19 protein-coding genes are annotated in these 20,267 nt (G+C 64.9%); 4 read left to right on the forward strand and 15 right to left on the reverse strand.

The window, feature by feature from the left end:
* Nucleotides 1–143 precede the first annotated feature (143 nt).
* From FJ956_RS11340 to FJ956_RS11350, 3 genes are read left to right on the forward strand one after another with little or no spacing between them, the layout of a single operon-like run.
* Nucleotides 144–890, forward strand: a complete 747-nt coding sequence (locus tag FJ956_RS11340) for an ABC transporter permease subunit (RefSeq protein WP_246672003.1) — start codon at nucleotides 144–146, stop codon at nucleotides 888–890.
* A 9-nt stretch (nucleotides 891–899) separates the two neighbouring features.
* Nucleotides 900–1,631, forward strand: coding sequence for an ABC transporter permease (locus FJ956_RS11345; protein WP_140674346.1), 732 nt, complete (start codon nucleotides 900–902; stop codon nucleotides 1,629–1,631).
* Complete coding sequence (locus FJ956_RS11350; protein WP_140674348.1) at nucleotides 1,631–2,446, forward strand: ATP-binding cassette domain-containing protein; 816 nt, start codon at nucleotides 1,631–1,633, stop codon at nucleotides 2,444–2,446. Before FJ956_RS11345 ends, FJ956_RS11350 begins: the two co-directional genes overlap by 1 nt.
* A 71-nt stretch (nucleotides 2,447–2,517) precedes the next feature.
* Here FJ956_RS11350 and phnN read toward each other — a convergent pair whose 3' ends face one another.
* The 9 genes from phnN to FJ956_RS11400 all read right to left on the reverse strand — a co-directional run bounded on the left by phnN (nucleotide 2,518) and on the right by FJ956_RS11400 (nucleotide 12,587).
* Nucleotides 2,518–3,144 carry a phosphonate metabolism protein/1,5-bisphosphokinase (PRPP-forming) PhnN gene (gene phnN, locus FJ956_RS11355; RefSeq protein WP_181170121.1) on the reverse strand — a complete coding sequence of 209 codons (627 nt, stop codon included), beginning with the start codon at nucleotides 3,142–3,144 and terminating at the stop codon, nucleotides 2,518–2,520.
* Nucleotides 3,141–4,280: an alpha-D-ribose 1-methylphosphonate 5-triphosphate diphosphatase gene (locus FJ956_RS11360; protein ID WP_140674350.1), complete on the reverse strand. Its 1,140-nt coding sequence runs from the start codon at nucleotides 4,278–4,280 to the stop codon at nucleotides 3,141–3,143. The genes phnN and FJ956_RS11360 overlap by 4 nt, the downstream gene beginning before the upstream one ends.
* A gap of 124 nt (nucleotides 4,281–4,404) precedes the next feature.
* A complete protein-coding gene (locus FJ956_RS11365; protein ID WP_140674353.1) occupies nucleotides 4,405–5,112 on the reverse strand; it encodes a DUF1045 domain-containing protein in 708 nt (235 codons plus the stop codon).
* Nucleotides 5,113–5,361: 249 nt separating this feature from the next.
* A complete protein-coding gene (iolB, locus tag FJ956_RS11370; protein WP_140674355.1) occupies nucleotides 5,362–6,174 on the reverse strand; it encodes a 5-deoxy-glucuronate isomerase in 813 nt (270 codons plus the stop codon).
* 355 nt (nucleotides 6,175–6,529) lie between these two features.
* Nucleotides 6,530–6,742, reverse strand: coding sequence for a DUF3329 domain-containing protein (locus tag FJ956_RS11380; protein ID WP_140674360.1), 213 nt, complete (start codon nucleotides 6,740–6,742; stop codon nucleotides 6,530–6,532).
* Between the two features lie 82 nt (nucleotides 6,743–6,824).
* A complete protein-coding gene (gene iolE / locus FJ956_RS11385) occupies nucleotides 6,825–7,739 on the reverse strand; it encodes a myo-inosose-2 dehydratase (RefSeq protein ID WP_140674362.1) in 915 nt (304 codons plus the stop codon).
* A 36-nt stretch (nucleotides 7,740–7,775) separates the two neighbouring features.
* Nucleotides 7,776–9,620, reverse strand: a complete 1,845-nt coding sequence (iolD, locus tag FJ956_RS11390) for a 3D-(3,5/4)-trihydroxycyclohexane-1,2-dione acylhydrolase (decyclizing) (RefSeq protein WP_140674364.1) — start codon at nucleotides 9,618–9,620, stop codon at nucleotides 7,776–7,778.
* A 32-nt stretch (nucleotides 9,621–9,652) separates the two neighbouring features.
* Nucleotides 9,653–11,587, reverse strand: a complete 1,935-nt coding sequence (gene iolC / locus FJ956_RS11395; RefSeq protein WP_140674366.1) for a 5-dehydro-2-deoxygluconokinase — start codon at nucleotides 11,585–11,587, stop codon at nucleotides 9,653–9,655.
* Between the two features lie 154 nt (nucleotides 11,588–11,741).
* Nucleotides 11,742–12,587 carry a MurR/RpiR family transcriptional regulator gene (locus tag FJ956_RS11400; RefSeq protein ID WP_181170122.1) on the reverse strand — a complete coding sequence of 282 codons (846 nt, stop codon included), beginning with the start codon at nucleotides 12,585–12,587 and terminating at the stop codon, nucleotides 11,742–11,744.
* A 157-nt stretch (nucleotides 12,588–12,744) separates the two neighbouring features.
* On the opposite strand from FJ956_RS11400, the gene FJ956_RS11405 reads away from it, so the two are divergent.
* Nucleotides 12,745–13,854, forward strand: coding sequence for a Gfo/Idh/MocA family oxidoreductase (locus FJ956_RS11405; protein ID WP_140674370.1), 1,110 nt, complete (start codon nucleotides 12,745–12,747; stop codon nucleotides 13,852–13,854).
* A 23-nt stretch (nucleotides 13,855–13,877) separates the two neighbouring features.
* Here the strand turns inward: FJ956_RS11405 and iolG are convergent, their stop codons facing one another.
* From iolG to iolE (FJ956_RS11435), 6 genes are all read right to left on the reverse strand, one after another.
* Entirely contained in the window at nucleotides 13,878–14,870 is a 993-nt protein-coding gene (gene iolG / locus FJ956_RS11410) for an inositol 2-dehydrogenase (protein ID WP_140674372.1), read from the reverse strand.
* A 20-nt stretch (nucleotides 14,871–14,890) separates the two neighbouring features.
* Nucleotides 14,891–15,709 carry an ATP-binding cassette domain-containing protein gene (locus tag FJ956_RS11415; protein ID WP_140674374.1) on the reverse strand — a complete coding sequence of 273 codons (819 nt, stop codon included), beginning with the start codon at nucleotides 15,707–15,709 and terminating at the stop codon, nucleotides 14,891–14,893.
* A 3-nt stretch (nucleotides 15,710–15,712) separates the two neighbouring features.
* A complete protein-coding gene (locus tag FJ956_RS11420) occupies nucleotides 15,713–16,822 on the reverse strand; it encodes an ABC transporter permease (protein ID WP_246672004.1) in 1,110 nt (369 codons plus the stop codon).
* Nucleotides 16,823–16,897: 75 nt separating this feature from the next.
* Nucleotides 16,898–17,878 (reverse strand): sugar ABC transporter substrate-binding protein, encoded by a 981-nt coding sequence (locus FJ956_RS11425; RefSeq protein WP_140674378.1) that lies wholly within the window; start codon nucleotides 17,876–17,878, stop codon nucleotides 16,898–16,900.
* 104 nt (nucleotides 17,879–17,982) lie between these two features.
* Nucleotides 17,983–18,825: a polysaccharide deacetylase family protein gene (locus FJ956_RS11430; protein ID WP_246672005.1), complete on the reverse strand. Its 843-nt coding sequence runs from the start codon at nucleotides 18,823–18,825 to the stop codon at nucleotides 17,983–17,985.
* Nucleotides 18,815–19,744 (reverse strand): myo-inosose-2 dehydratase, encoded by a 930-nt coding sequence (iolE, locus tag FJ956_RS11435; RefSeq protein WP_140674382.1) that lies wholly within the window; start codon nucleotides 19,742–19,744, stop codon nucleotides 18,815–18,817. The genes FJ956_RS11430 and iolE (FJ956_RS11435) overlap by 11 nt, the downstream gene beginning before the upstream one ends.
* Nucleotides 19,745–20,267 lie beyond the last annotated feature (523 nt).

Here is a 20,267-nt window from a genome sequence, read left to right on the forward strand (position 1 = left end):
TTTTGCATTGCATGTCGCCCAAAAGTGCGCAGCGGTTTTGGGAGAACGACATGCATCAAGGCAAGGCCTTAAAGCGCGTCGCTTAACCCGTTTGGACACGCGCTTTAAGGCGGGCAACCCGTCGACGCCCGCAGGAGCCGTACGTGGAGTTTCTCAACGATCTCAAGGACCAGGTGTCGACGGCCTATGAGCTGTTGGCCGCCGGCTGGGGCGTGCAGCTGCTCTGGGGCATCGGCTGGACGCTCGCCGTCACTGTCGTCTCGATGCTGATTGGGGCCGTGCTGGGCTCGCTGGTGGCGGCAGCCAAGCTCTCGCATCGCGGCGGATTGAGGTTCATCGGCGAGAGCTACACCACCGTGTTTCGCGGCGAACCGGAACTGCTGATCATCTATCTGTTCTACTATGGCGGCACGCAAGTCCTGACCAGCGTGGCAAGGTCCTCCGGATCGATCGGCTCGACCGACATCTTGAATATGCCGAGCTTCCTCGGCGGCGTGCTCGCGGTAGGCATCATTTCCGGCGCTTATCAAGCCGAGGTTTTTCGCGGGTCGTTCCTGGCGATCCACCGCGGCGAGCTGGAAGCGGCGCGTGCCTATGGCATGTCGGCCTGGCTGCGGTTTCGTCTCGTGATCATGCCTCAGGTCCTGCGCCTCGCCGTGCCGGGGCTGGGCAATGTCTGGCAGCTGACCATCAAGGATTCGGCGCTGATCTCGGTCACCGGCGTCGCCGAGCTGATGCTCACCGCGAACAAGGCGGCGCGTTCGACGCATCATTCGCTGCTTTTCTACACGGTCGCCGGCATTCTTTACCTGGTGATGACCTCGATCTCGACGCCGATCTTCGAGAAGGCCGAGCGTTACACCTCGCGCAGTTTCACCCGGCCGAAATAAGAGGTGGCGGTGGATTTCGACTTCTACCTTTCGACCATATGGAGCGTGCTGAAGGCGCTGCCGCTGACGCTCGAGATATGGTTCTTCGGCATCGCCTTCGGCCTCATCATCGCCACCGGCCTGACCTGGTTGCGGGCTTCCGGCTACAAGTCCGGCGAATATTTTACCCGAGCCTATGTCTTCGTCTTCCGCGGCTCGCCGCTGCTGGTGCAGCTCTACCTGATCTATTTCGGGCTCTCCCAGTTCGATTTCGTTCGCCACAGCCCGATCCTGTGGCCGATCCTGCGCGATCCGATGTATTGCACCATCGTCGCGATGGCCTTGAACACTGCGGCCTATGAGAGCGAGATTTTCCGCGGCGCGCTGCGAGCGGTGCCTGTCGGCCAGATCGAGGCAGCCAAGGCGTTCGGCATGTCGGCGTTCACGCGCTTCCGCCTCGTCACGCTGCCGATCGCGCTGCGGCTGGCCCTGCCGGCCTATTCGACCGAAATCATCCTGATGACCAAGGCGACCGCGCTCGCTTCCGTGGTCACCATCATGGAGATGATGGGAACGGCGCAAAAGATTCAGCACGACACGTTCCGGCCGATCGAGGTGCTGACCTGCGCCGGCGTGATCTACCTGCTTCTCAACCTGTCGATCGCCCGGCTGTTCGCCTGGGTCGAATACCGGCTTTCACCGCATCTGCGCCCCCCGCCCGAGCAGAGCCAGCAAATCAAACCTGTACCGGAGGTGTTGTGATGTCGGCAAATGTCGCCGCTGCCGCGCAAGCGGCATCGTCCCCGGACGACAAGGCAGCCATCAGCGTCAAGGACCTGCGCAAGTGCTTCGGCGATCACGAGGTGCTCAAGGGCATTTCGCTCGAAGCGCACAAGGGCGATGTGATTTCGATCCTCGGCTCCTCGGGGTCGGGCAAGAGCACGATGCTGCGCTGCATCAATCTCCTGGAGACCCCGGATTCCGGCGAAGTGCGGGTGGACGGCGAGCTCATCAAGATGAAGCAAAGCCGCGACGGCCACCAAATGCCGGCCGACATCCGCCAGGTGGAGCGGATCCGCGCCAACCTCGCCATGGTTTTCCAGAGCTTCAATCTCTGGTCGCACATGACGGTGCTGGAAAACCTCGTTGCCGCGCCGACGCATGTGCTGAAGCGGCCGCGCGCCGAGTGCCTGGAGCAGGCCGAGGCATTGCTGAAGCGCGTCGGCATATGGGAGCGCCGCAACTACTATCCGCCGCACATGTCGGGCGGCCAGCAGCAGCGCGCGGCAATCGCGCGGGCGCTGGCGATGAATCCCAAGGTGATGCTGTTCGACGAGCCGACATCCGCGCTCGATCCGGAACTGGTCGGCGAGGTGCTGCGCGTCATGCGCTCGCTGGCCGAAGAAGGACGCACCATGCTGGTCGTCACGCATGAGATGGGTTTTGCCCGCGACGTGTCGAGCAAGGTGATGTTCCTGCACAAGGGCGAGGTGGATTCGGCCGGCGAACCGAAGGAGATGTTCGCCAGGCCGCCGACGCCGCAGTTCAAGCAGTTCATCGCCAACTTCAACAAGTGAAGACAGAGCCGCCCGGCGCCAAGATGTGTTGAGATTCAGGTCAGGCGGCCTCACCTGAATATCAGCACATCTTAGATCATGTCCGACAGATCCGAAAACGCCATCGCCTTCCGCAGCACCTCGGCAAAGCGTTCGCCGGCGATCTCCTTGTCGCCGCCATTGTCGATCGACGTGACGTCCGGCCCCGATAGTTGCACGTTCGTGCTGCGCGCCAGGCGGGCAAGCACTTCGCCGCGCGATTCGCGGCCGCGCGCCGCCAGCCGTTCTGCCAGGATCTCCGGCGCCGCCGTGATCTCGACCACGGCCAGATTGGCGTAGCGTTCGCGCAGCGCCGGGATGACCGCGCGCGACACGTTGGCGACCGCCACATGGCCGTTCGCCACGGCCCAGTCGACATCGGCCGGCAGACCGTAGCGCAGGCCATGCGCGTCCCAGCACAGCGAGAAGGCGCCGTCCGCCTCCGCTTCGGCGAAGGCGGCATCGGCCAGCGTATCGTGGTCCTCGCTTGCCGTGTCGCTCGGCCTGGTGATGACACGGCGCACGAATTCCAGCCGCGTCTCGCCGGCGAAGCGCTGCTTGGCGTAGCCGATCACCGTATCCTTGCCGGCGCCGCTCGGGCCGACCACCGCGACGAAGACGCCGTTGCGGATCGGCAGGCTTTCGGCCAGTTCGCGCTCGATGAGGGCCGAGACCATCATGCGACCCGGCTGCCCTGGCGCCATACGGTGCGCACGACCGGCACATGGTCGTCCACGCGCACCCGCACCAGGTCGGCACGGCGGCCCGGCTCGATGACGCCGCGGTCGGCAAGGCCGATCGCTTCGGCCGGGTTCTTCGAGACCATGGCGACCGCCTGCGGCAGCGAGATGCCCTCGACGACATCGCCGAGGAAGAAGGCCGACTGGATCAGGCTGAAGGGGATGTAGTCGGACGACAGGATGTCGAGCAGGCCGTCGGCGGCAAGCGTGCGCGCCGAGACGTTGCCGGAATGCGAGGCGCCGCGCATGACGTTGGGCGCGCCCATCAGCACGCCGAGGCCCGCCGCCTTCGAGGCCTTGGCCGCCTCTTCCGTCGTCGGGAACTCGGCGACGCGCACGCCCTGCTCGATCGCCTCTTCGACGTGGCCTGCGGTCGCGTCGTCGTGGCTCGCCAGCACGATGCCGCGCTCCTGGCAGGCGGCCGAGATGAAGACCCGGTTCGGACCGGAATTGCGGGCCGATTCCGCCATCCGCTTCTCGCAGAATTTCTGGAAGTCGCGGTCCGTCAGCTTCAGCTTGCGCTGGTAGTAGTAGGCATAGGTCTCGAGGTTGACGAACTGGCGCTGTCCAGGCGCATGGTCCATCAGCGAGGCGAGCTTCACCCGGTCGTCGGTCTCGAAATTGGCGAAGGCCTCGAGGCAGTCCGGCGCCGAGACCTCGCAGCGCAGATGGATGAAATGGTCGGCCCTGAGCCGATCCTGGCGCACGCTGTCCTCGATCGCGTCGGCCAGCTTGCGAACGTCGTCGGACTTCAGGTCGGCATCCTCGTCCATGCCGACGCGCAAGGCGTCGAGCACCGTGGTGATGCCGGCGGTCGCCACCTGGGCGTCATGCGCGAGCACGGCGGCGATCGGGTTCCAGCGCACCTTCGGGCGCGGCGCGTAATGGCCTTCGAGGTGATCGGTGTGCAGCTCGACGAGACCCGGGATGATGTAATCGCCGCCCATGTCCTCGCCGGTGCGGGCAGCACCGGGCTCGACGGCGGCGATCAAGCCGTCGCGCAACAACAGCGAGCCTTCGACGATTTCGTCGGGCAGCACGATGCGGGCATTGGTGAGAACGGTTTCGGCGGTCATCTCGGGCGGTCCTATCTCAAGCGGTCGTTTCAGAGCAATTCCAGGAAAAGTGCCTTTGCGGTTTCCGTCCGGAATTGCGTAAAAACAAAAAGATAGGGCGGTTCAGCGTTTCCGCTGATCCGCCCTAGGCGGTCTTGCGGGCAGGGCTGCGGCCAAGCGCATGGTGGGAAAGCACCATGAACGGCGCGCCGGGCTCGCTTTCGACGAACAAGGTCAGGGCGTCCACCGGCACCGGCTGCCGCAGCACGTCGGCGAACAGGCCGTCTATCGCTGCGCGAAGACGTGGGCTTTCCTGTGGCCCGACCCGCCCCGAGAGCGTCATGTGGAAGCGGAACGTGTCGAAGACATAAGGGTAGCCCCATTGGCAGAGGTTGCGGAACTCGTCGGGCTTCAGCGCATCGGGGCTGCGGCGTTCGATCTCGACCTCGGTCAGCGGCGCGCGGAACGGATCGAAGGCGCGCACCACCTCGCCGGCGAAATCGTTGAGCGGCGCGCACGCGGCTTCGGGCACCAGGGCGAAGAAATCGTCGATCTGGCCGACCACGAGGCGCGGGATGACGACCGGCGGCGTGGCTTCGGCGAAACTGTCGAGAGCGGCGCGCAGCGAAGCTTCCGTCTCGTCCGGCGCCAGCCGGAACGGCGCCTTCAGCGTCGCGTGGAACCCGTAACGCCTGGCGGAGGCGGTATGGAAGGCGACTTCCGCGGCCGACAGATCGCCCACGGCCTCGACCGGCCGCGTCGCCGCGCCAAACGGGTCGCGGCCCAGCCAGTTGGCGGCAATGCGCGCCAGCTTCTCGTCCTGCCCCGGAGTGTAGTAGATGGCGTAGCGCATGGGCATTCCTCGTCAAGCGCGCTGCGCGCGCCCCGAAGGAATATGCGACGCGCTTCAAGTCATTGTCTTGGCAAGTCGTGGCCCAAAAACGCCGGAGCGTTTGCGGCGACATGCATCAGACCCGCTGCCATAGGTGATTTCCATGACGGATTGACGAAGCTTTCGTGGGTTTTCGAAGGCAAGTCCAGTCGCTAGGTGCTTAGCCGACGATTTTTCCGGACTGGACCAACGGCTTTGCCGGCGTGCCGATCAGACCTTCATCAGCCACTCGTGCTCGGCCGCGTTGTGGAATTTCCACGTCCGCTTCGGTCCGGCCATGACATTGAGGTAATAGAGGTCGTAGCCGTGGCAGGCCGCGCAGGGGTGATAACCCTTCGGCACCAGCACGACATCGCCGTCCTCGATCGCCATCGCTTCGTCCAGCTCGCGCACGCCGTTGCGGTCGGCATCGGTGTAGACGCGCTGGAAGGCAAAGCCCTGTGGCGGGTTGAGGCGGTGGTAATAGGTCTCCTCGAGATAGGATTCCACGGGGAGATTGTCCTGGTCGTGCTTGTGCGGCGGATAGCTCGACGTGTGGCCGCCGGGCGTGATCACCTCGACCACCAGTAGCGAATCCGCCGGCTTGCCCTCGGGCAGGATGTTGGTGACGTAGCGCGTGTTGGTGCCCTTGCCGCGCACCTCCTGGCCGAGATCGTCAGGTCCGATGACGCGCACCGGCAGGCCGCCGCTTAGGCCAGGCGCCGAGCAGACGGCAAGCTCCAGTTCGGTGTCGGCGGTCACCGACCAGTCGGCGCCTTCCGGCACATAGACCGACCAGGGCTTGCCTTCGAAGGGCGACATGCGCTCGCCGAGCAGGCCTAGGTCCTTGCCGCCGGCCGAAGCCTTGCCCTTGCCGGTGACGAAGACCAGGCAGACCTCGCGGTCGCCGGTCTTGCCGGACGCCGTCTCGCCCGCTTTCAGCCGATGCAGATCGAAACCGACATAGGTCCAGCCGGCGCTTTGCGGGGTGACGTGAGCGACATGGCCATGGCCCTTGTCGGCCTTGACGAGCAGTTTCGACATTTTTGGCTCTCCTAGTTCCTCGACGCTTCGATTTTCAGGCCTGCTCGCGGTCAGGGTTCACCATTCGATCGCGAACCTCGGAGATTGGCCGGATACCTCCAAACTTCGTCATTCTAGGGCGAAGCAGGAGCGTAGCTCCGTCGCGGAGACCCTAGAATCCATGCCGTTACCTCGGCCGGAGGGCGCAGCGGAGCAGAATTCTGCACGGTCGCAACACTTCAAAGTCACGGCATGGATCCTAGGGTCTGCGCCGCGTCGCTACGCTCCTTGCTTCGCCCGTGGATGACGAAGCGGAGGCGTTTCAGCCAATCGCCAACGCATCCGATCCGCCATGCGCGCCTGTCCCATGGACCGCCTATTCCTTCGGCTCGGCCGGAGGCTTGTTCTCCTCCGCCGGCTTGTAGAGGTAGAAAAACTGCCACACCGCATAACCGGCGAAGCCCAGCGCGATGACGCCCCAGAACGGCGTTCCGGAGGCGAACTCGATCGCCGACCAGACCAAGCAGACCGCCACGATGGCGATGCGGCGCCACAGCGGCCGGAAGAAGGGGTGCTCATAGTCTTTCATCGCGCCAATCCAGGATTTGCCCAAGGCGCTACGGATAAACCGCGCGCCCCGACTAATCCATCATTCATGACGAATCCACCGTTCAGGCTGGAAAACCTTGCGTCTCCACCGTGTAGCCGGCGGCCGTCATCACCCGCATCAGCTCCTTGTGGCCGACCTCAGCCATCTTGAGCGGCGGGTTCTTCTTCGGATCCTGCTCGGCCTCGACCACGAACCAGCCCTCATAGCCATGATCGGCGAACCGTTGGACGATGGCGCCGAAGTCGAGCGAGCCGTCGCCCGGCACGGTGAAGGCGCCGAGCGCCACGGCATCGAGGAAGGATTGTTTTGAGCGGTCCAGGCCGTCGATGACGTCCATGCGCACATCCTTCACATGGACGTGGTTGATGCGCTTGTGGTGATTGTCGATGGCGCGCAGCACGTCGCCGCCGGCAAAGGCCAGATGGCCGGCATCGAGCAAAAGCGGGATGCCTTCGCCGGAATGGCGCATGAAGGCGTCGAGCTCCGGCTCGGTCTCGACCACCGCCGCCATATGGTGATGGTAGGAGAGCGGCATGCCTTGGTCCGCGCACCATTCGCCGAACTCGGTGACGCGGCGGCCATAGGCCTTCATCTCGTCGCCGGTTAGTTTCGGCTTGGTGGCCAAAGGCTTGGAGCGGTCGCCCTGGATGGAGCGGCCGACCTCGCCATAGACGATGCAGGGCGCGTCGACCGCCTTGAACAGGTCGATCATCGGCTGGATGCGGTCCTTGTTCCTGGCGATATCCTCATTGACCAGCGTGCCGGAGAACCAGCCGCCGCAAAGCGTGACGTCGGCTGCTTTCAGGATCGGCAGCATCACCTTCGGATCGTCGGGGAACCGGCGGCCCTTTTCCATGCCGGTGAAGCCGGCCGAGCGCGACTGCGCCAAGCATTCCTCCAGCGACACGTCATCGCTCAGTTCCACGAGATCGTCGTTCCACCATGCGATGGGGGACATGCCCAGTTTGGCTTTCAAGTCGTCACTCCAATGTCGGTTCGTTGCGAGGCCGGTTCAACCCTGACGGCCGCCCACGGCTTCCTCGTATTTCTTGCGCGCGGCGTTGACCTGGGGCCGCGACGAGACTTCCGGCACGGCGACATCCCACCAATGGCCGCCGGCCTCGGTCGACGCCAGCGGATCGGTGTCGATGACCAGCACCGTCGTCTTGTTGTTGTTTTTGGCCTTGGCCAGCGCCGTCTCCAGCTCCGCGATCGACGCCACCTTCTCGGCGACGGCACCGAGGCTTGCAGCATGGGCGGCGAAGTCGACGTCGGGCATCGCCTCGTGGCGGGCGTCCTTCAACAAATTGTTGAAGTTGGCGCCGCCGGTCGCCATCTGCAGCCGGTTGATGCAGCCATAGCCGCGATTGTCGAGCAGCACGATGGTGAGCTTCAAGCCAAGCATCACCGAGGTGGCGATCTCGGAATTGAGCATCAGATAGGAGCCGTCGCCGACCATGACGACGACCTCCTGGTCGGGCCTTGCCATCTTGACCCCGAGGCCGCCGGCGATCTCGTAGCCCATGGTAGAGAAGCCGTATTCGGCATGGTAGGAGCCCGGCGCGCCGGCCTGCCAGAGCTTGTGCAATTCGCCGGGCAGACCGCCGGCGGCGTGCAACAGCGTCACCTCGGAGCCCATCGCCCGCTGCACCGCGCCGATCACCTGCGCGTCGGAAGGATAGGCGGCGTTGGTCGAAGCGGTCACCTTGGCGGCGGCGACCTGCCATTCCGTCTTGCCCTTCAGCGCATTGTCGGTCCAGGCGGCAGGCGCCTTCCAGCCTTTCAGCCCGGCGGCAAGCTCGGCAAGCCCTTCGGCCGCGTCGGCGACCAGCGGCAACGCCCAGTGCTTGCCGGCATCGAAACCTTGCGTGTTCAGACCGATGATGGTGCGGTCGTCATTCTTGAACAGCGCCCAGGAGCCGGTGGTGAAATCCTGCAGCCTGGTGCCGACGGCGAGCACGACATCGGCCTCCTCGGCCAGCCGGTTAGCCGCCGACGTGCCGGTCACGCCGACCGCCGCCATGTTGAGCGGATGGTCGTCGGGCAACGAGGATTTGCCGCCCTGGGTCTCGCAGACCGGAATGCCGGCGCCTTGCACCAGCTTGGCGAGCTCGTCCGAAGCCTGCGAATACAGCACCCCGCCGCCCGCGATCACCAGCGGCTTCTTGGCATTCTTCAGCGCCGCGACGGCCGCCGCCAGCTCGTTGCGGTCCGGGCGAGCCCGGCGCGGCGTCCAGATGCGCTCGGCAAACAGGCTTTCGGGATAATCATAGGCCTCGGCTTGCACGTCCTGGCAGAGCGACAGCGTCACCGGGCCGCATTCGGCCGGATCGGTCAGCACCTGCATGGCGCGATTGAGCGCCGGGATGATCTGCTCCGGCCGCGTGATGCGGTCGAAATAGCGCGATACCGGGCGGAAACAGTCATTGACGGTCGCCGTGCCGTCGGAAAAATCCTCGGCCTGCTGCAGCACCGGGTCGGGCAGGCGGTTGGCGAAGACATCGCCGGGCAAAAACAGGACAGGCAACCGGTTTACATGCGCAAGTGCCGCGGCCGTCACCATGTTGAGCGCGCCGGGGCCGATCGAACTGGTCGCTGCCATGAAGCGGCGGCGGAAATTCGCCTTGCCAAAGGCGATCGCCGCATGCGCCATCGCCTGCTCGTTATGGGCGCGGAAGGTCGGCAGCTCGTCGCGCACCTGGTAGAGCGCCTCGCCGACGCCGGCGACATTGCCATGGCCGAAGATCGCCCAGACGCCGCCGAAGATCGGCACTTGTCTGGCGTCGATCTCGGTCATCTGCCGGCTGAGGAAGCGGGTCAGCGCCTGCGCCATCGTCAGGCGGATTGTCTTGCTCATGGTGTCTCCTCCGCAATCCTTCAGCAGTCTTCTTATGCTGCCTTGCGGCCGCGCGCGGCAAGCCACGCCTCGGTCAGCTGCTCGAAGCGCGCGGCCATGTCGGCGACCGCTTCGTCATCCGACATCCTGCCGGCCAGCCATTGTTCGGCGGCGTTGATGAAGATGGTGCGGCCGACGGCAAAACCTTTGACGATCGGCGCGTTGGCGGTTGCCGCGAAGGCCGCGACCAGCTCGTCCTGTGGCGCTTCGAGCCCGAGCAGCACGACGCCGCGGCACCAGGGATCGTTCCTGACGATCACCTGCTCGATCTTCGCCCATGCGCCCGCCGAAGCCTGCGGCTCGAGCTTCCACCAGTCCGGCTTGATGCCCAGCGCATAGAGTTCCTCCAGCGCGCGCGGAATGGTGGTGTCGTCGAGCTTGCCATGCTTGCCGGCGATGATCTCGACCAGCAGTTCGCGCCCGACTTTCCGCGCCGCCTCGAACAGCGCGCGCAGCTTCTGCTGCTGCTCGGTCTTTAGCGCTTCCGGGTCGTCCGGGTGATAGAAGCACAGGCATTTGATGCAGTGGTCGACCGGCCATTCGGTGAGCTGCGAGCCGATATCCTGCGAGAATTCGAAGCGCAGCGGCCGCGATCCGGGCAGCTCGACCGGCCGGCCGAGCCAGGCGAACGGATGGCGGGCGAATTCGAACATCGCGTCGCGGCCATATTTCTCGTCGATCAGCATGCCGTAGCCGTCACGCCCTGCGGCGACCTTCGCCGCCGCCTTGACCGTCAGCACCTTGAAATCGGCGATGCGCGCGGTATCGGCGCCGACCCTCGCCGCGACGTCCTCCAACTGAACGCGATGGTCGCAGGCCAAAGCCATAAGCGAGGGGATGTCGCGCCGCCGCGTCGTCGCCCAATGGATGTGGTTGATCGCCTCGTCCTTGCGCAGCGCCAGGTATTTGCTGCCGTTCTTCAGGAAGAACTGCAGCTCCTCGAAGGTCGGGTATTCCGGCGCGCAGAGCAGGCGCGACACGGCGAAGGCGCCGCAGGCATTGGCCCAGGTCGCGGCGGTGGCAAAGCTTTCGCCGCCCAGCCAGCCGCGCAGGAAGCCCGACATGAAGGCGTCGCCGGCGCCCAGCACATTGTAGATCTCGATCGGGAAACCCTTGCCGACGATGCCGTCCTCGAGATCGTCGCTGATCGGGCCGTCATAAACGATGCAGCCCTTGGCGCCGCGCTTGAGCACGATGGTGGCCGAGGACAGCGCGCGGATCGTCTTCAGCGCGCTCAGGCAATCGTCCGCGCCCGACGCGATCATGATCTCTTCTTCGGTGCCGACGATGAGATCGCAATCCGGCAGCACCGTCTTCAGCTGCGCCGAGACGCGGTCGGATTTGACGTAGCGCTCGAAGCCCTCGGCATGGCCGGCGAGGCCCCAGAGGTTCGGGCGGTAGTCGATGTCGAACACGACCTTGCCGCCCTTAGTCTTCATCAGGCGGATCGCCTTGCGCTGCGCGGCATCGGAATTGGGCCGCGAGAAATGCGTGCCGGTGACGACGACCGAGCGCGCCGAGGCGATGAAGGCCTCGTCGATATCCTCCTCGGCAAGCGCCATGTCGGCGCAGTCGGAACGGTAGAAGATCATCGGCGAGACGCCTTCGCTCTCGACCGAAAGCAGCACCAGCGCCGTCAGCCGTTCCTTGTCGGTCTTCAAGCCGTCGACGGACACGCCCTCGCGCCGAAGCTGCTCGCGGATGAAGCGGCCCATCTGCTCGTCGCCGACGCGCGTCAGCAACGCCGAGCGCAGGCCGAGCCTTGCCGTGCCGACGGAAATATTGGCCGGACAGCCGCCGACGGACTTGGCGAAAGAGGTGATGTCCTCCAGCCGCGAGCCGATCTGCTGGCCATAGAGATCGACCGAGGCGCGGCCGATGGTGATGACGTCGAGCGGCGGGTATTTCCCTTCCACGGCTTCGCCCATTCGAACCTCCCATCGGCCTTGTTGGATAGAGCAGCGTCGTTTTGGACAGCACGCGCCAGCGACAGCGTGGTGTCGTCAATATGAAATATTAATTCCAATCTATAGTCAATATGGAATGAGCATTCCCAAGCCGAAAAGCGCTCGTCTGGAAGGCTCAACCCCTGCGCCGGCGTCCGGCTTCGCGGCGCTTCTCGCCGACGGCGACGGTCAGCGCCATGGCCAGCGCCATGGTCGCCGAGATCGAGCGGAAGCCGCCGAAATCGGCCTCAGCGACCTCGAACCAGACCTTGGCGAATTGCGCCAGCGGCGAGAAGGATGAGTCGGTGATCGCCACGATCGGCACGCCCTGTTCCGCGATCGAGCGTGTCTCGTCGATGGTCGCCGGCGCATAAGGCGAGAAGCTGATGGCGATGACGGCATCGCGCGGCGTGGCGAAGCCGATCATCTCGGCATTCAGCCCTGCGGCCGATTCCACCAGCTGGTTGCGGATCTTGAGCTTGCCCAGCGCATAGGCGATGTAGGACGCGACCGGATAGGAGCGGCGCTTGGCCAGCACATAGATCGTCTCGGCTTTCGCCAGAAGCGCCACCGCTTCTTCGAAATGTGCGTCGTTGAGCGCGCGAGAAATATCGCCCAGCGAGGTGCTGGCGGCGGCGACGAAGCCGTCGAAGATCGCCCGATGCCCGCCGCCGTCCTCGGCCTTGGCGCGCAGCGCCGCCAGCCGCTCGTCATAAGAGGAGTTGCGTTCGCGCAGCCGCTCGCGGAAAACCTGCTGCAGGCTGGTGAATCCGTCGAAGCCGAGCTGCTGGGCAAAACGGATCAGCGTCGAGGGCTGAACGCCGGCCGAGGCGGCGATGCTTGCCGCCGTGCCGAAAGCAATGTCGTCGGGGTTGTCGAGCGCATAGGCGGCGATCTGCGCGATGCGCTTGGGCAGGCTCGCGCGCCTGTCCAGGATCGTCGCGCGCAGCGTTTCGAAATCGCGAGGCACCCGTTCGTCCATCGTCGCTCCGCCCACGCCCATAAGGATTGTCCCTCTCCTGCCTCATCATAGCGAGTTCGCGCAAGAACACCATAAAAAATGATTTAGATGTTCCATTCTTTACTAAAATGGACTAATTCATCCATACAAACTTTCCTTTATTCTGGAGACAATCGACATGGTCGGAGTGGGCCTCATCGGCACGGGCTTCATGGGCAAGTGCCACGCCATCGCCTGGAACGCGGTGGGCACCGTCTTTCCCGACGTCGACAAGCCGAAACTGGTGCATCTGGGCGAGGTGAATGACGAGCTTGCCAAACGTAAAGCTGCCGAGTTCGGCTTCGCAAAAGGCTCCGGCGACTGGCGTGCCGTGGTCGAGAATCCGGACGTCGAAATCGTCTCGCTGACCACGCCCAACCAGTTCCACCCCGAGATGGCGATCGCCATCCTCGAAGCCGGCAAGCATCTGTGGTGCGAGAAGCCGATGGCGCCGAGTTTCGCCGAGGCCGAAGCGATGGCGAAGGCCGCAAGGAAATCCGGCAAGGTCGCCGTGCTCGGCTACAACTACATCCAGAACCCCGCCATCCGCCATATCGGCGCGCTGCTGGAAGAAAAGATCATCGGCGACGTCAACCTCCTGCGCATCGAGATGGACGAGGATTTCATGGCCGACCCGGAGGCGCTGTTCTTCTGGAAGCACGAGGCCTCTTCCGGCTACGGCGCGCTCGACGATTTTGCCGTGCATCCGCTGTCGCTGATCAGGGCGTTGTTCGGCCGCGTTTCGCGCGTCATGTGCGACATGGCCAAACCCTACGCCGACCGCAAGACCGCGTCCGGCGCCCGCCGCGCGGTCGAGACCTACGACATTGCCAGCGTCTTGATGCATCTGGAAAACGGCGTTGCCGGCACGCTTTTGGTCAACCGTTCGGCCTGGGGCCGCAAGGGCCGCATCGCCATCCAGATATTCGGCTCGAAGGGCTCGATCCTCTACGATCAGGAGCGGATGAACGAATTCCAGCTCTACCTTACCGCCGACCGGCCGACCGAGCAGGGTTACCGCACCGTCTTGGTGGCGCCGCACCACAAGCCCTACGATTCCTTCCTGCCGGCGCCCGGCCATGGCCTTGGCTTCAATGACCTCAAGATGATCGAATGCCGCGAGCTTCTGATGCGCATCGCCGGCAAGCCGGCCCGCATCATCGACTTCGACGAGGGGCTGGAGATCGAGCGCACCGTGCATGCCATGGCGCGCTCGTTCCAGGAGCAGCGCTGGGTCGATGTGAGATAGGGTAGCGGGCAAGGCGTCACGCCTTAGAACCGGACCGGCTCGAAGCGACCGGATTTGGCCGAGGCAAGTGCCGCCTCGCACAGGATCATTGCCTTGCGCCCGTCCGCCGCGCCGACCGCCGGCTTCCGCTCCGCGCTGACCGACTGGATGAAATGGTCGAGCTCCGCCTCGTAGGATTGGGCATAGCGCTCGACGAAGAAATAGAGCGGCCGGTCGGCGGCGATCCCGTTCTCGCCGCTGAGGCTGACCGAAGTCGGGGTGCGATTGCCGGCCTGCAGCATGCCCTTCGAGCCATGCACCTCGATGCGCTGGTCGTAGCCATAGACGGCGCGCACGCTGTTGTTGATGTGGCACTGCCGGCCCGATGCCGTGCGCAGGATGAACATCGCCGTGTCGTAGTCGCCGAGTTTTGCGTAGTAGGGCTCGACCAGCGACGATCCGGTGGCGAACAGCTCCACCGGCTCCTCGCCGAGCAGGAAGCGCGCCATATCGAAGTCGTGGATGGTCATCTCGCGGAACACGCCGCCGCCGCCCGCCAGCGCCTCCTCGGTCTCCGGCTCTGGGTCGCGGCTGGTGATGATCACCTGCTCCACCGCGCCGATCTCGCCGGCGTCGATCTTTTTCTTCACAGCGGCGAAGGACGGATCGAAGCGCCGGTTGAAGCCGATCTGCAGCGGCACCCCGGCCTTCTCGACCGCCGCCAGGCACTGGTCGGTGCGCGCGATGTCGAGGTCGATCGGCTTCTCGCAGAAGATCGCCTTGCCTTTGCCTGCGGCCTCGATGATCAGGTCGGCATGCGTGCGGGTGGCGGAAGCGATCACCACCGCCTTGATCGAGGGGTCGTTCATCACCGTCGCAGGGTCGGCGATCTCCGCACCCGTTCCGGCGGCGATCCGCTCGGCCGCGTCGCCGCGCGGGTCGACGACATAGCGCAAGCGCACCCCCGGATGCCGGGCAAGGTTTTTCGCATGCACCGAGCCGATCAGCCCGGCGCCGAACAATGCGGCGTCGATCATTTTTCTCTCTTTTCAGTCCTTCAGGAGATAGCCGCTTCCGTGCCGGATCCCGGCTTGGTGAAGCGTTCCAGCTCCTGCTGCAATTCGCGGATCTCGCGGCCGCCGGCCATCATGTCCAGCACCTCCTTCTCGGTGATGTCGCCCTTGCGGAACGTGCCGAGCGAACGGCCGCGGTTGAGCATGGTGAAGACATCGCCGATCGGATAGGCGTGATGGATGTTGTGGGTGATGAAGATGACGGCGAGCCCACGCTGGCGCGCCTGCGCCACATAGCGCAGCACGATCGAGGCCTGGTGGACGCCGAGCGCCGAGGTCGGCTCGTCGAGGATCAGCACCCGGGCGCCGTGATAGACGGCGCGCGCGATCGCCACGCATTGCCGCTCGCCGCCGGAAAGCGTGCCGACCGCCTGCTGCGGGTCGCGCACATTGATGCCGATCTTGCCGAGCTGGTCATAGACGATGGTATCGGCCGCCTTCATGTCGATACGCCTGGCGGGTCCCCAGCCCTTCAGCGGCTCGCGTCCAAGGAAGAAGTTGCGGGTGATGCTCATCAGCGGGATCATCGACAGGTCCTGGAAGACGGTGGCGATGCCGGCATCCAGCGCCTGCCTTGGCGAAGAAAAAGTCACCGGCTTGCCGTCGACATACATCTGGCCTTCGCTCGGCGTGTGCACGCCCGACAGCGTCTTGATCAGCGTCGACTTGCCGGCGCCGTTGTCGCCGAGCAGGCAGTGCACCTCGCCGGCATGCGCGGCGAAAGACATGTCGCGCAGCGCCGTCACCGAGCCGAAGCGGCGGGTGACGTTGCGCAGTTCGATCAGCGGAACGGGCTCGGCCATCTGTCAGCGCGCCTCCGTCGCCTTGCGGCGCACGTAATTGTTGACCAGCACCGCGATCAGCAGCATCGAGCCGAGGAAGACCTGAAACCAATCGGTGTCGATGCCGGTGTAGAAGATGCCCATCTCCACCGTGCCGAAGATAAGCGCGCCGAACATGGCACCGATCGCCGAGCCGTAGCCGCCGGTGAGCAGGCAGCCGCCGATCACCGCCGCGATGATCGCCTGGAATTCCTTCTGCGTGCCGCGCAGCGTGTCGGCGGAGCCGGCTTCCAGCACCTGGATGACGGCGAACAGCGTAGCCGACAGCGCCGTGCCGATGAACAGCAGGATCTTCACCCGGTCGACCGGCACGCCGACATTGCGCGCCGCGCGGTCGTCGCCGCCGACGGCGAACACCCAATTGCCGAAGCGCGTCTTGACCAGCAGCCAGGTGGCGAAGGCGGTCACCGCCACCCACCACAGGATCGACATCGACAGGCCCTGCACCATCGCCGAGCCGTCGGGGCGGGCGGCGATCACGCCATGCGAGGCGAGCCAGGCGAAGACCGGCGCGCCGAACTTGCCGCCGAACAGCCAGACCACGAAGCTGCCTTCCTGGCCGTCGGTGATATAGGGGATCTGCGTGCGCCCGGTAACGGTGCGCGTGATGGCAAGCGTCAGCCCGCGCAGGATGAACAGGCCGGCCAGCGTGACGATGAAGGACGGCAGCCTTGTGCGCACTACGAGGATGCCGTTCAAAGCGCCGACGATGATGGCGATGACGAAGGCGATCGCCACCGCCGCAGGGATCGACAGCCCGAACTGGGTGACGCAAAGCCCGATTGTGACGCTGGCAAAGCCGATCATCGAACCCAGCGACAGGTCGAACTCGCCGCCGATCATCAAAAGCGCGACCGCCGCGGCAAGGATGCCGAGCTGCGCCGACACCTGCAGGAAATTGGCGATGCCGGCCATCGAGAACAGGCCGCTGTTGCCGGCCGTGATGCCGAAGGCGAGGAAGACGATGACGGTGCCGGTGATGGCGCCGAGCTCCGGCCGCCGCATCAGGCGCACCAGGCGTCGCGAAACGGGCTTCGGCTCGGGTGGATGAGCCGGGTTCAGGGCATCGGTCACGATCGTCATCCCAATAAGCGTCCAGGGCACCCTATAATGGCCCGCCGGCGCTTTCGCCGGCGGGCCATTATAGCATCAGCGGATGCCGGCCTTGCTGAGATCGCGCACGGCGGCCGCGTCATCCTTCATGATGAAGGACGGACCGGTGCGCACGGCCGAGGTCGGGAAGGTCTTGTACATCGCCTTGTTGGTCAGGAAGACGACGGGATAGTAGCCCATCATATATTGCTGGTTGTCGATGCCGAACATCATCGTGCCCTTGCTGACCGCATCGAGGATCTCGGGCGACAGGTCGAAGGTGCCGATCTTGTAATTGCCGATCGTGCCGGCATCCGAAAACATCTTGAGCAGCGGTGCTGCGACCGTCGGGCCGAGCGTCAGCACGCCGGTGACGTCCGCATGCGCGGTGAGATAGCCTTCGACGCGGCGCGTCACGTCGGTCGGGTCCATCGTGGCCGCGACCACGTCGGAGGAGCCGCCGCTCTTCTTCAGCCCGTCATTATAGCCCTCGCAGCGCTTGTCGAGGCTGACATTGCCGACCTCGTGGTTGATGCAGATGCCCTTCTTGACGCCGGCCTTGGCCATGATCTCGCCGGCCTTGACGCCATTGTCGTATTCCGAGCCGCCGCCGACGAAGAGGTCGAGGCCCCAGGGCTCCACCGCTTCCTCGCCGCTGTCGATGACCACCACCGGGATGCCGGCGGCCTTGGCCGCTTCCACCGGCGCCTTCAGCGCGTCCATGTCGGGGATCGAGACGACCAGCCCGTCCGGCTTCGACGCGGTTGCCGCCTCGATCATGCGCGCCATGCGCACCACGTCGAAGGTTTCCGGCGCCTGGTATTCGACCTTGACGCCGAGCTGCTGGGCGGCGGCCTGCATGCCGTTCTTCACCACGCTCCAATAGACGTCGTTGGCCTGGCCGTGGGTGACGAAGACGATGCGCACATCGCTTTCCTTCTTCACCTGGGCCGGCGCAGGCAGGATGCCGGCGCCCGCAAAAGCGAGCGAGAGCGCCGCGGCGCCGAGCAGGTGTCGGATCGAGAATAAGGCACTCATAGTGGTTCTCCTCAGTTGTTGTTGTGTTCCCAAAGTCCTTGCCTCGACCCTCCCTGGTCAGGCCATCTTCGTCATGATTCCAAGTTTCTCCTTCTCGGGCATGATCATGCCCGGAAATCCCGAAGCGAGCCTCGGCGGATGGACAGTCCCTCCACGAAGGCCATGAAGTCCGGGTCTGGAAGCAGGTCGAATTCGTCGATGCGGATCTGCGCCGAGCTGGGCTCGATCGCCTCGATCTCGCCCGGCGCATTGGCGTGCAGGCAAAGGAAGTTGAGCCCCTCGCCGATCTGGCCGAACAGCGCCTCATAGCGGGCGCGGGCTGGCTGGTTGCGGTGCCAGGGCGTTTCCAGCACGGCGCTCGCCAGCGTCTCGCCGGCTTGCTCCAGCCGTTTCCCCGGCGCGGCATAGACGCCGTCGTCCAGCTTGCCGAGATTGTGGATCGGCCCGTAGACCGCAATGCTTCTCGGGAACAAAGTCGGCAGGCCGTAGTCGATGCCGACCGCCGCGTAGCGGTCGACGAATTCCGGCGAGAACACCGCGCCCATATGCCCGTCGATATGGGTGAGCGAGAGCCCGGCGGCCAATGCCGCGTCGATCTGCGCCCGCATCTCGGCCTCGACCGCTTCCGGCTCGCCCTTGGCGCGCAATTCCGGCACCGAGCGAAACAGATAGCCGTCGCTATCGACGATGCCCGACGCCTGGCTCGCCTTGGTCAGCGGCCGCCAGCGATAGTATTTCTTCTCCGAGGTGAGCGTGATGTGGACGCCGAGATTGAGCGAGGCGTCCTTCGCCCCCTCCTCGGTGATCTCGAGGAACCACGGGCAGGGCACCATCACCGAGCCGCTGTCGACCGCGCCGGCGCGCTTCAGCTTGAGATAGGCGACATTGGCGCCATGGCACATGCCGACATCGTCGATGTTGATGACGACCTTGCGTTCAGCCGGCATGGCGGACCTCTTTTGCGCGCTCGTGCACATAGAAGCCCGCGCCTTGCGCCAGCCTCTTCAGGTTGCGGTAGCCCATCGTCGCATAGGTCAAGGGATGCGCCTTGGCCGGGTCCTGCTCGGCCTCCACCACCAGCCAGCCGGAATAGCCTTGGTCGGCGAGGATCTTTAAGAGCGTCGGATAGTCGATCGCGCCGTCGCCGGGCACGGTGAAGATGCCTTCCATCACCGCGCCCATGAAGCTCATGTCGGCCTCGCGCGCCTTCTTCAGCATCGCCGGGCGCACATCCTTGCAATGCACATGCACGACGCGCTCGACATGCCGGCGCAGCAATTGCTCCGGGTCGCCGCCCGAGAAGGCGCAGTGCCCGGTATCGTAAAGCAGGCCGACCGCCTCGCCGCTGCTGTGCATCAGCCTGTCGATCTCCGCGTCGGTCTCGACGATCGTGCCCATGTGATGGTGGAAGGCCATGCCGACGCCGAAATCGGAAAAGCGCTCGGCGAGCCGGGTGATCTTGGCGCCGTAGGCTTTCCATTCCCCGTCCATCAGCTTCGGCCGCTGCGAGATCGGGTCGTGGATCGCGCCATGCCGGCCGCGCGAGGTGTCGGCATAGACGACGCGCCGGGCGCCGAGATCGCGAAGCAGCGTCAGATGCGGCCGGATCGCCTCGAATTCCTCGTCCACATCCTTCTCGCAGATGCGCCCGTCATACCAGCCGGAGACCAGCGCCAGCCCGTAGTGGTCGAGGATGGGCCTGAGCGCGCGGCTGTCGCGCGGGAACTTGCCGCCAAGCTCGATACCGGCATAGCCGGCCTCCGCGGTTTCGCTGAGGCAGGTCTCGAGCGGCGTGTCGCCGCCCAGTTCCGGCACGTCGTCATTGCTCCAGGTGATCGGGTTTATGCCAAGTCGAACTGTGGTCATTGCTCGCTTTCCGCCCCGCAGCCGGGACGGCTGCGGGGTGTCTGGTCTCGGGAGGAGATGGCTGCGATTGCTGGCGACAGGGCGCAAACCCCTGCCGTTTCGTTTGGCAGGACGCCCTCCCAGCGCCGGCCCAACTTGTCTCGTCTTCGACGTCTTACCCCAACGTCAGTGCGGGAAGTCTACCCCGCTCTGTCTCCCTCGCGAGGGCCAGTTTTCCGGAAAATGAAGGAACCAGTTTGTGTTGGAAGGTGGGTGTGGCAGGATGGGGAAGAACCAGGGAGCGGTGTGGCATATGGAAGAGCTACCAAGGCGTCCATCGCTGGCGCGCGGCACCCCCCTCTGTCCTGCCGGACATCTCCCCCGCAAGGGGGGAGATCGGCTGTGTCAGCGCCGGCGCTCCTTTTGCAACGTTGGCGATTGGCGAAAGCCGGGGCGAAGTCTGATCTCCCCCCTTGCGGGGGAGATGGCCGGCAGGCCAGAGGGGGGTGCTGTCCCCCAGCGATGGCCGCCTTGGTAGCTCTTC

The sequence above is a fragment of the Mesorhizobium sp. B2-4-3 genome (genome assembly GCF_006442815.1).
Taxonomy (GTDB): domain Bacteria; phylum Pseudomonadota; class Alphaproteobacteria; order Rhizobiales; family Rhizobiaceae; genus Mesorhizobium.

Bases quoted from the DNA above. Each gene is read 5' to 3' on its own strand.
- FJ956_RS11350 (WP_140674348.1), top strand. From the start codon at position 1,631: ATGTCGGCAAATGTCGCCGCTGCCGCGCAAGCGGCATCGTCCCCGGAC.
- phnN (WP_181170121.1), bottom strand. From the start codon at position 3,144: ATGATGGTCTCGGCCCTCATCGAGCGCGAACTGGCCGAAAGCCTGCCG.
- FJ956_RS11360 (WP_140674350.1), bottom strand. From the start codon at position 4,280: ATGACCGCCGAAACCGTTCTCACCAATGCCCGCATCGTGCTGCCCGAC.
- FJ956_RS11365 (WP_140674353.1), bottom strand. From the start codon at position 5,112: ATGCGCTACGCCATCTACTACACTCCGGGGCAGGACGAGAAGCTGGCG.
- iolB (WP_140674355.1), bottom strand. From the start codon at position 6,174: ATGTCGAAACTGCTCGTCAAGGCCGACAAGGGCCATGGCCATGTCGCT.
- FJ956_RS11380 (WP_140674360.1), bottom strand. From the start codon at position 6,742: ATGAAAGACTATGAGCACCCCTTCTTCCGGCCGCTGTGGCGCCGCATC.
- iolD (WP_140674364.1), bottom strand. From the start codon at position 9,620: ATGAGCAAGACAATCCGCCTGACGATGGCGCAGGCGCTGACCCGCTTC.
- iolC (WP_140674366.1), bottom strand. From the start codon at position 11,587: ATGGGCGAAGCCGTGGAAGGGAAATACCCGCCGCTCGACGTCATCACC.
- FJ956_RS11400 (WP_181170122.1), bottom strand. From the start codon at position 12,587: ATGGACGAACGGGTGCCTCGCGATTTCGAAACGCTGCGCGCGACGATC.
- FJ956_RS11405 (WP_140674370.1), top strand. From the start codon at position 12,745: ATGGTCGGAGTGGGCCTCATCGGCACGGGCTTCATGGGCAAGTGCCAC.
- iolG (WP_140674372.1), bottom strand. From the start codon at position 14,870: ATGATCGACGCCGCATTGTTCGGCGCCGGGCTGATCGGCTCGGTGCAT.
- FJ956_RS11415 (WP_140674374.1), bottom strand. From the start codon at position 15,709: ATGGCCGAGCCCGTTCCGCTGATCGAACTGCGCAACGTCACCCGCCGC.
- FJ956_RS11425 (WP_140674378.1), bottom strand. From the start codon at position 17,878: ATGAGTGCCTTATTCTCGATCCGACACCTGCTCGGCGCCGCGGCGCTC.
- FJ956_RS11430 (WP_246672005.1), bottom strand. From the start codon at position 18,825: ATGCCGGCTGAACGCAAGGTCGTCATCAACATCGACGATGTCGGCATG.
- iolE (WP_140674382.1), bottom strand. From the start codon at position 19,744: ATGACCACAGTTCGACTTGGCATAAACCCGATCACCTGGAGCAATGAC.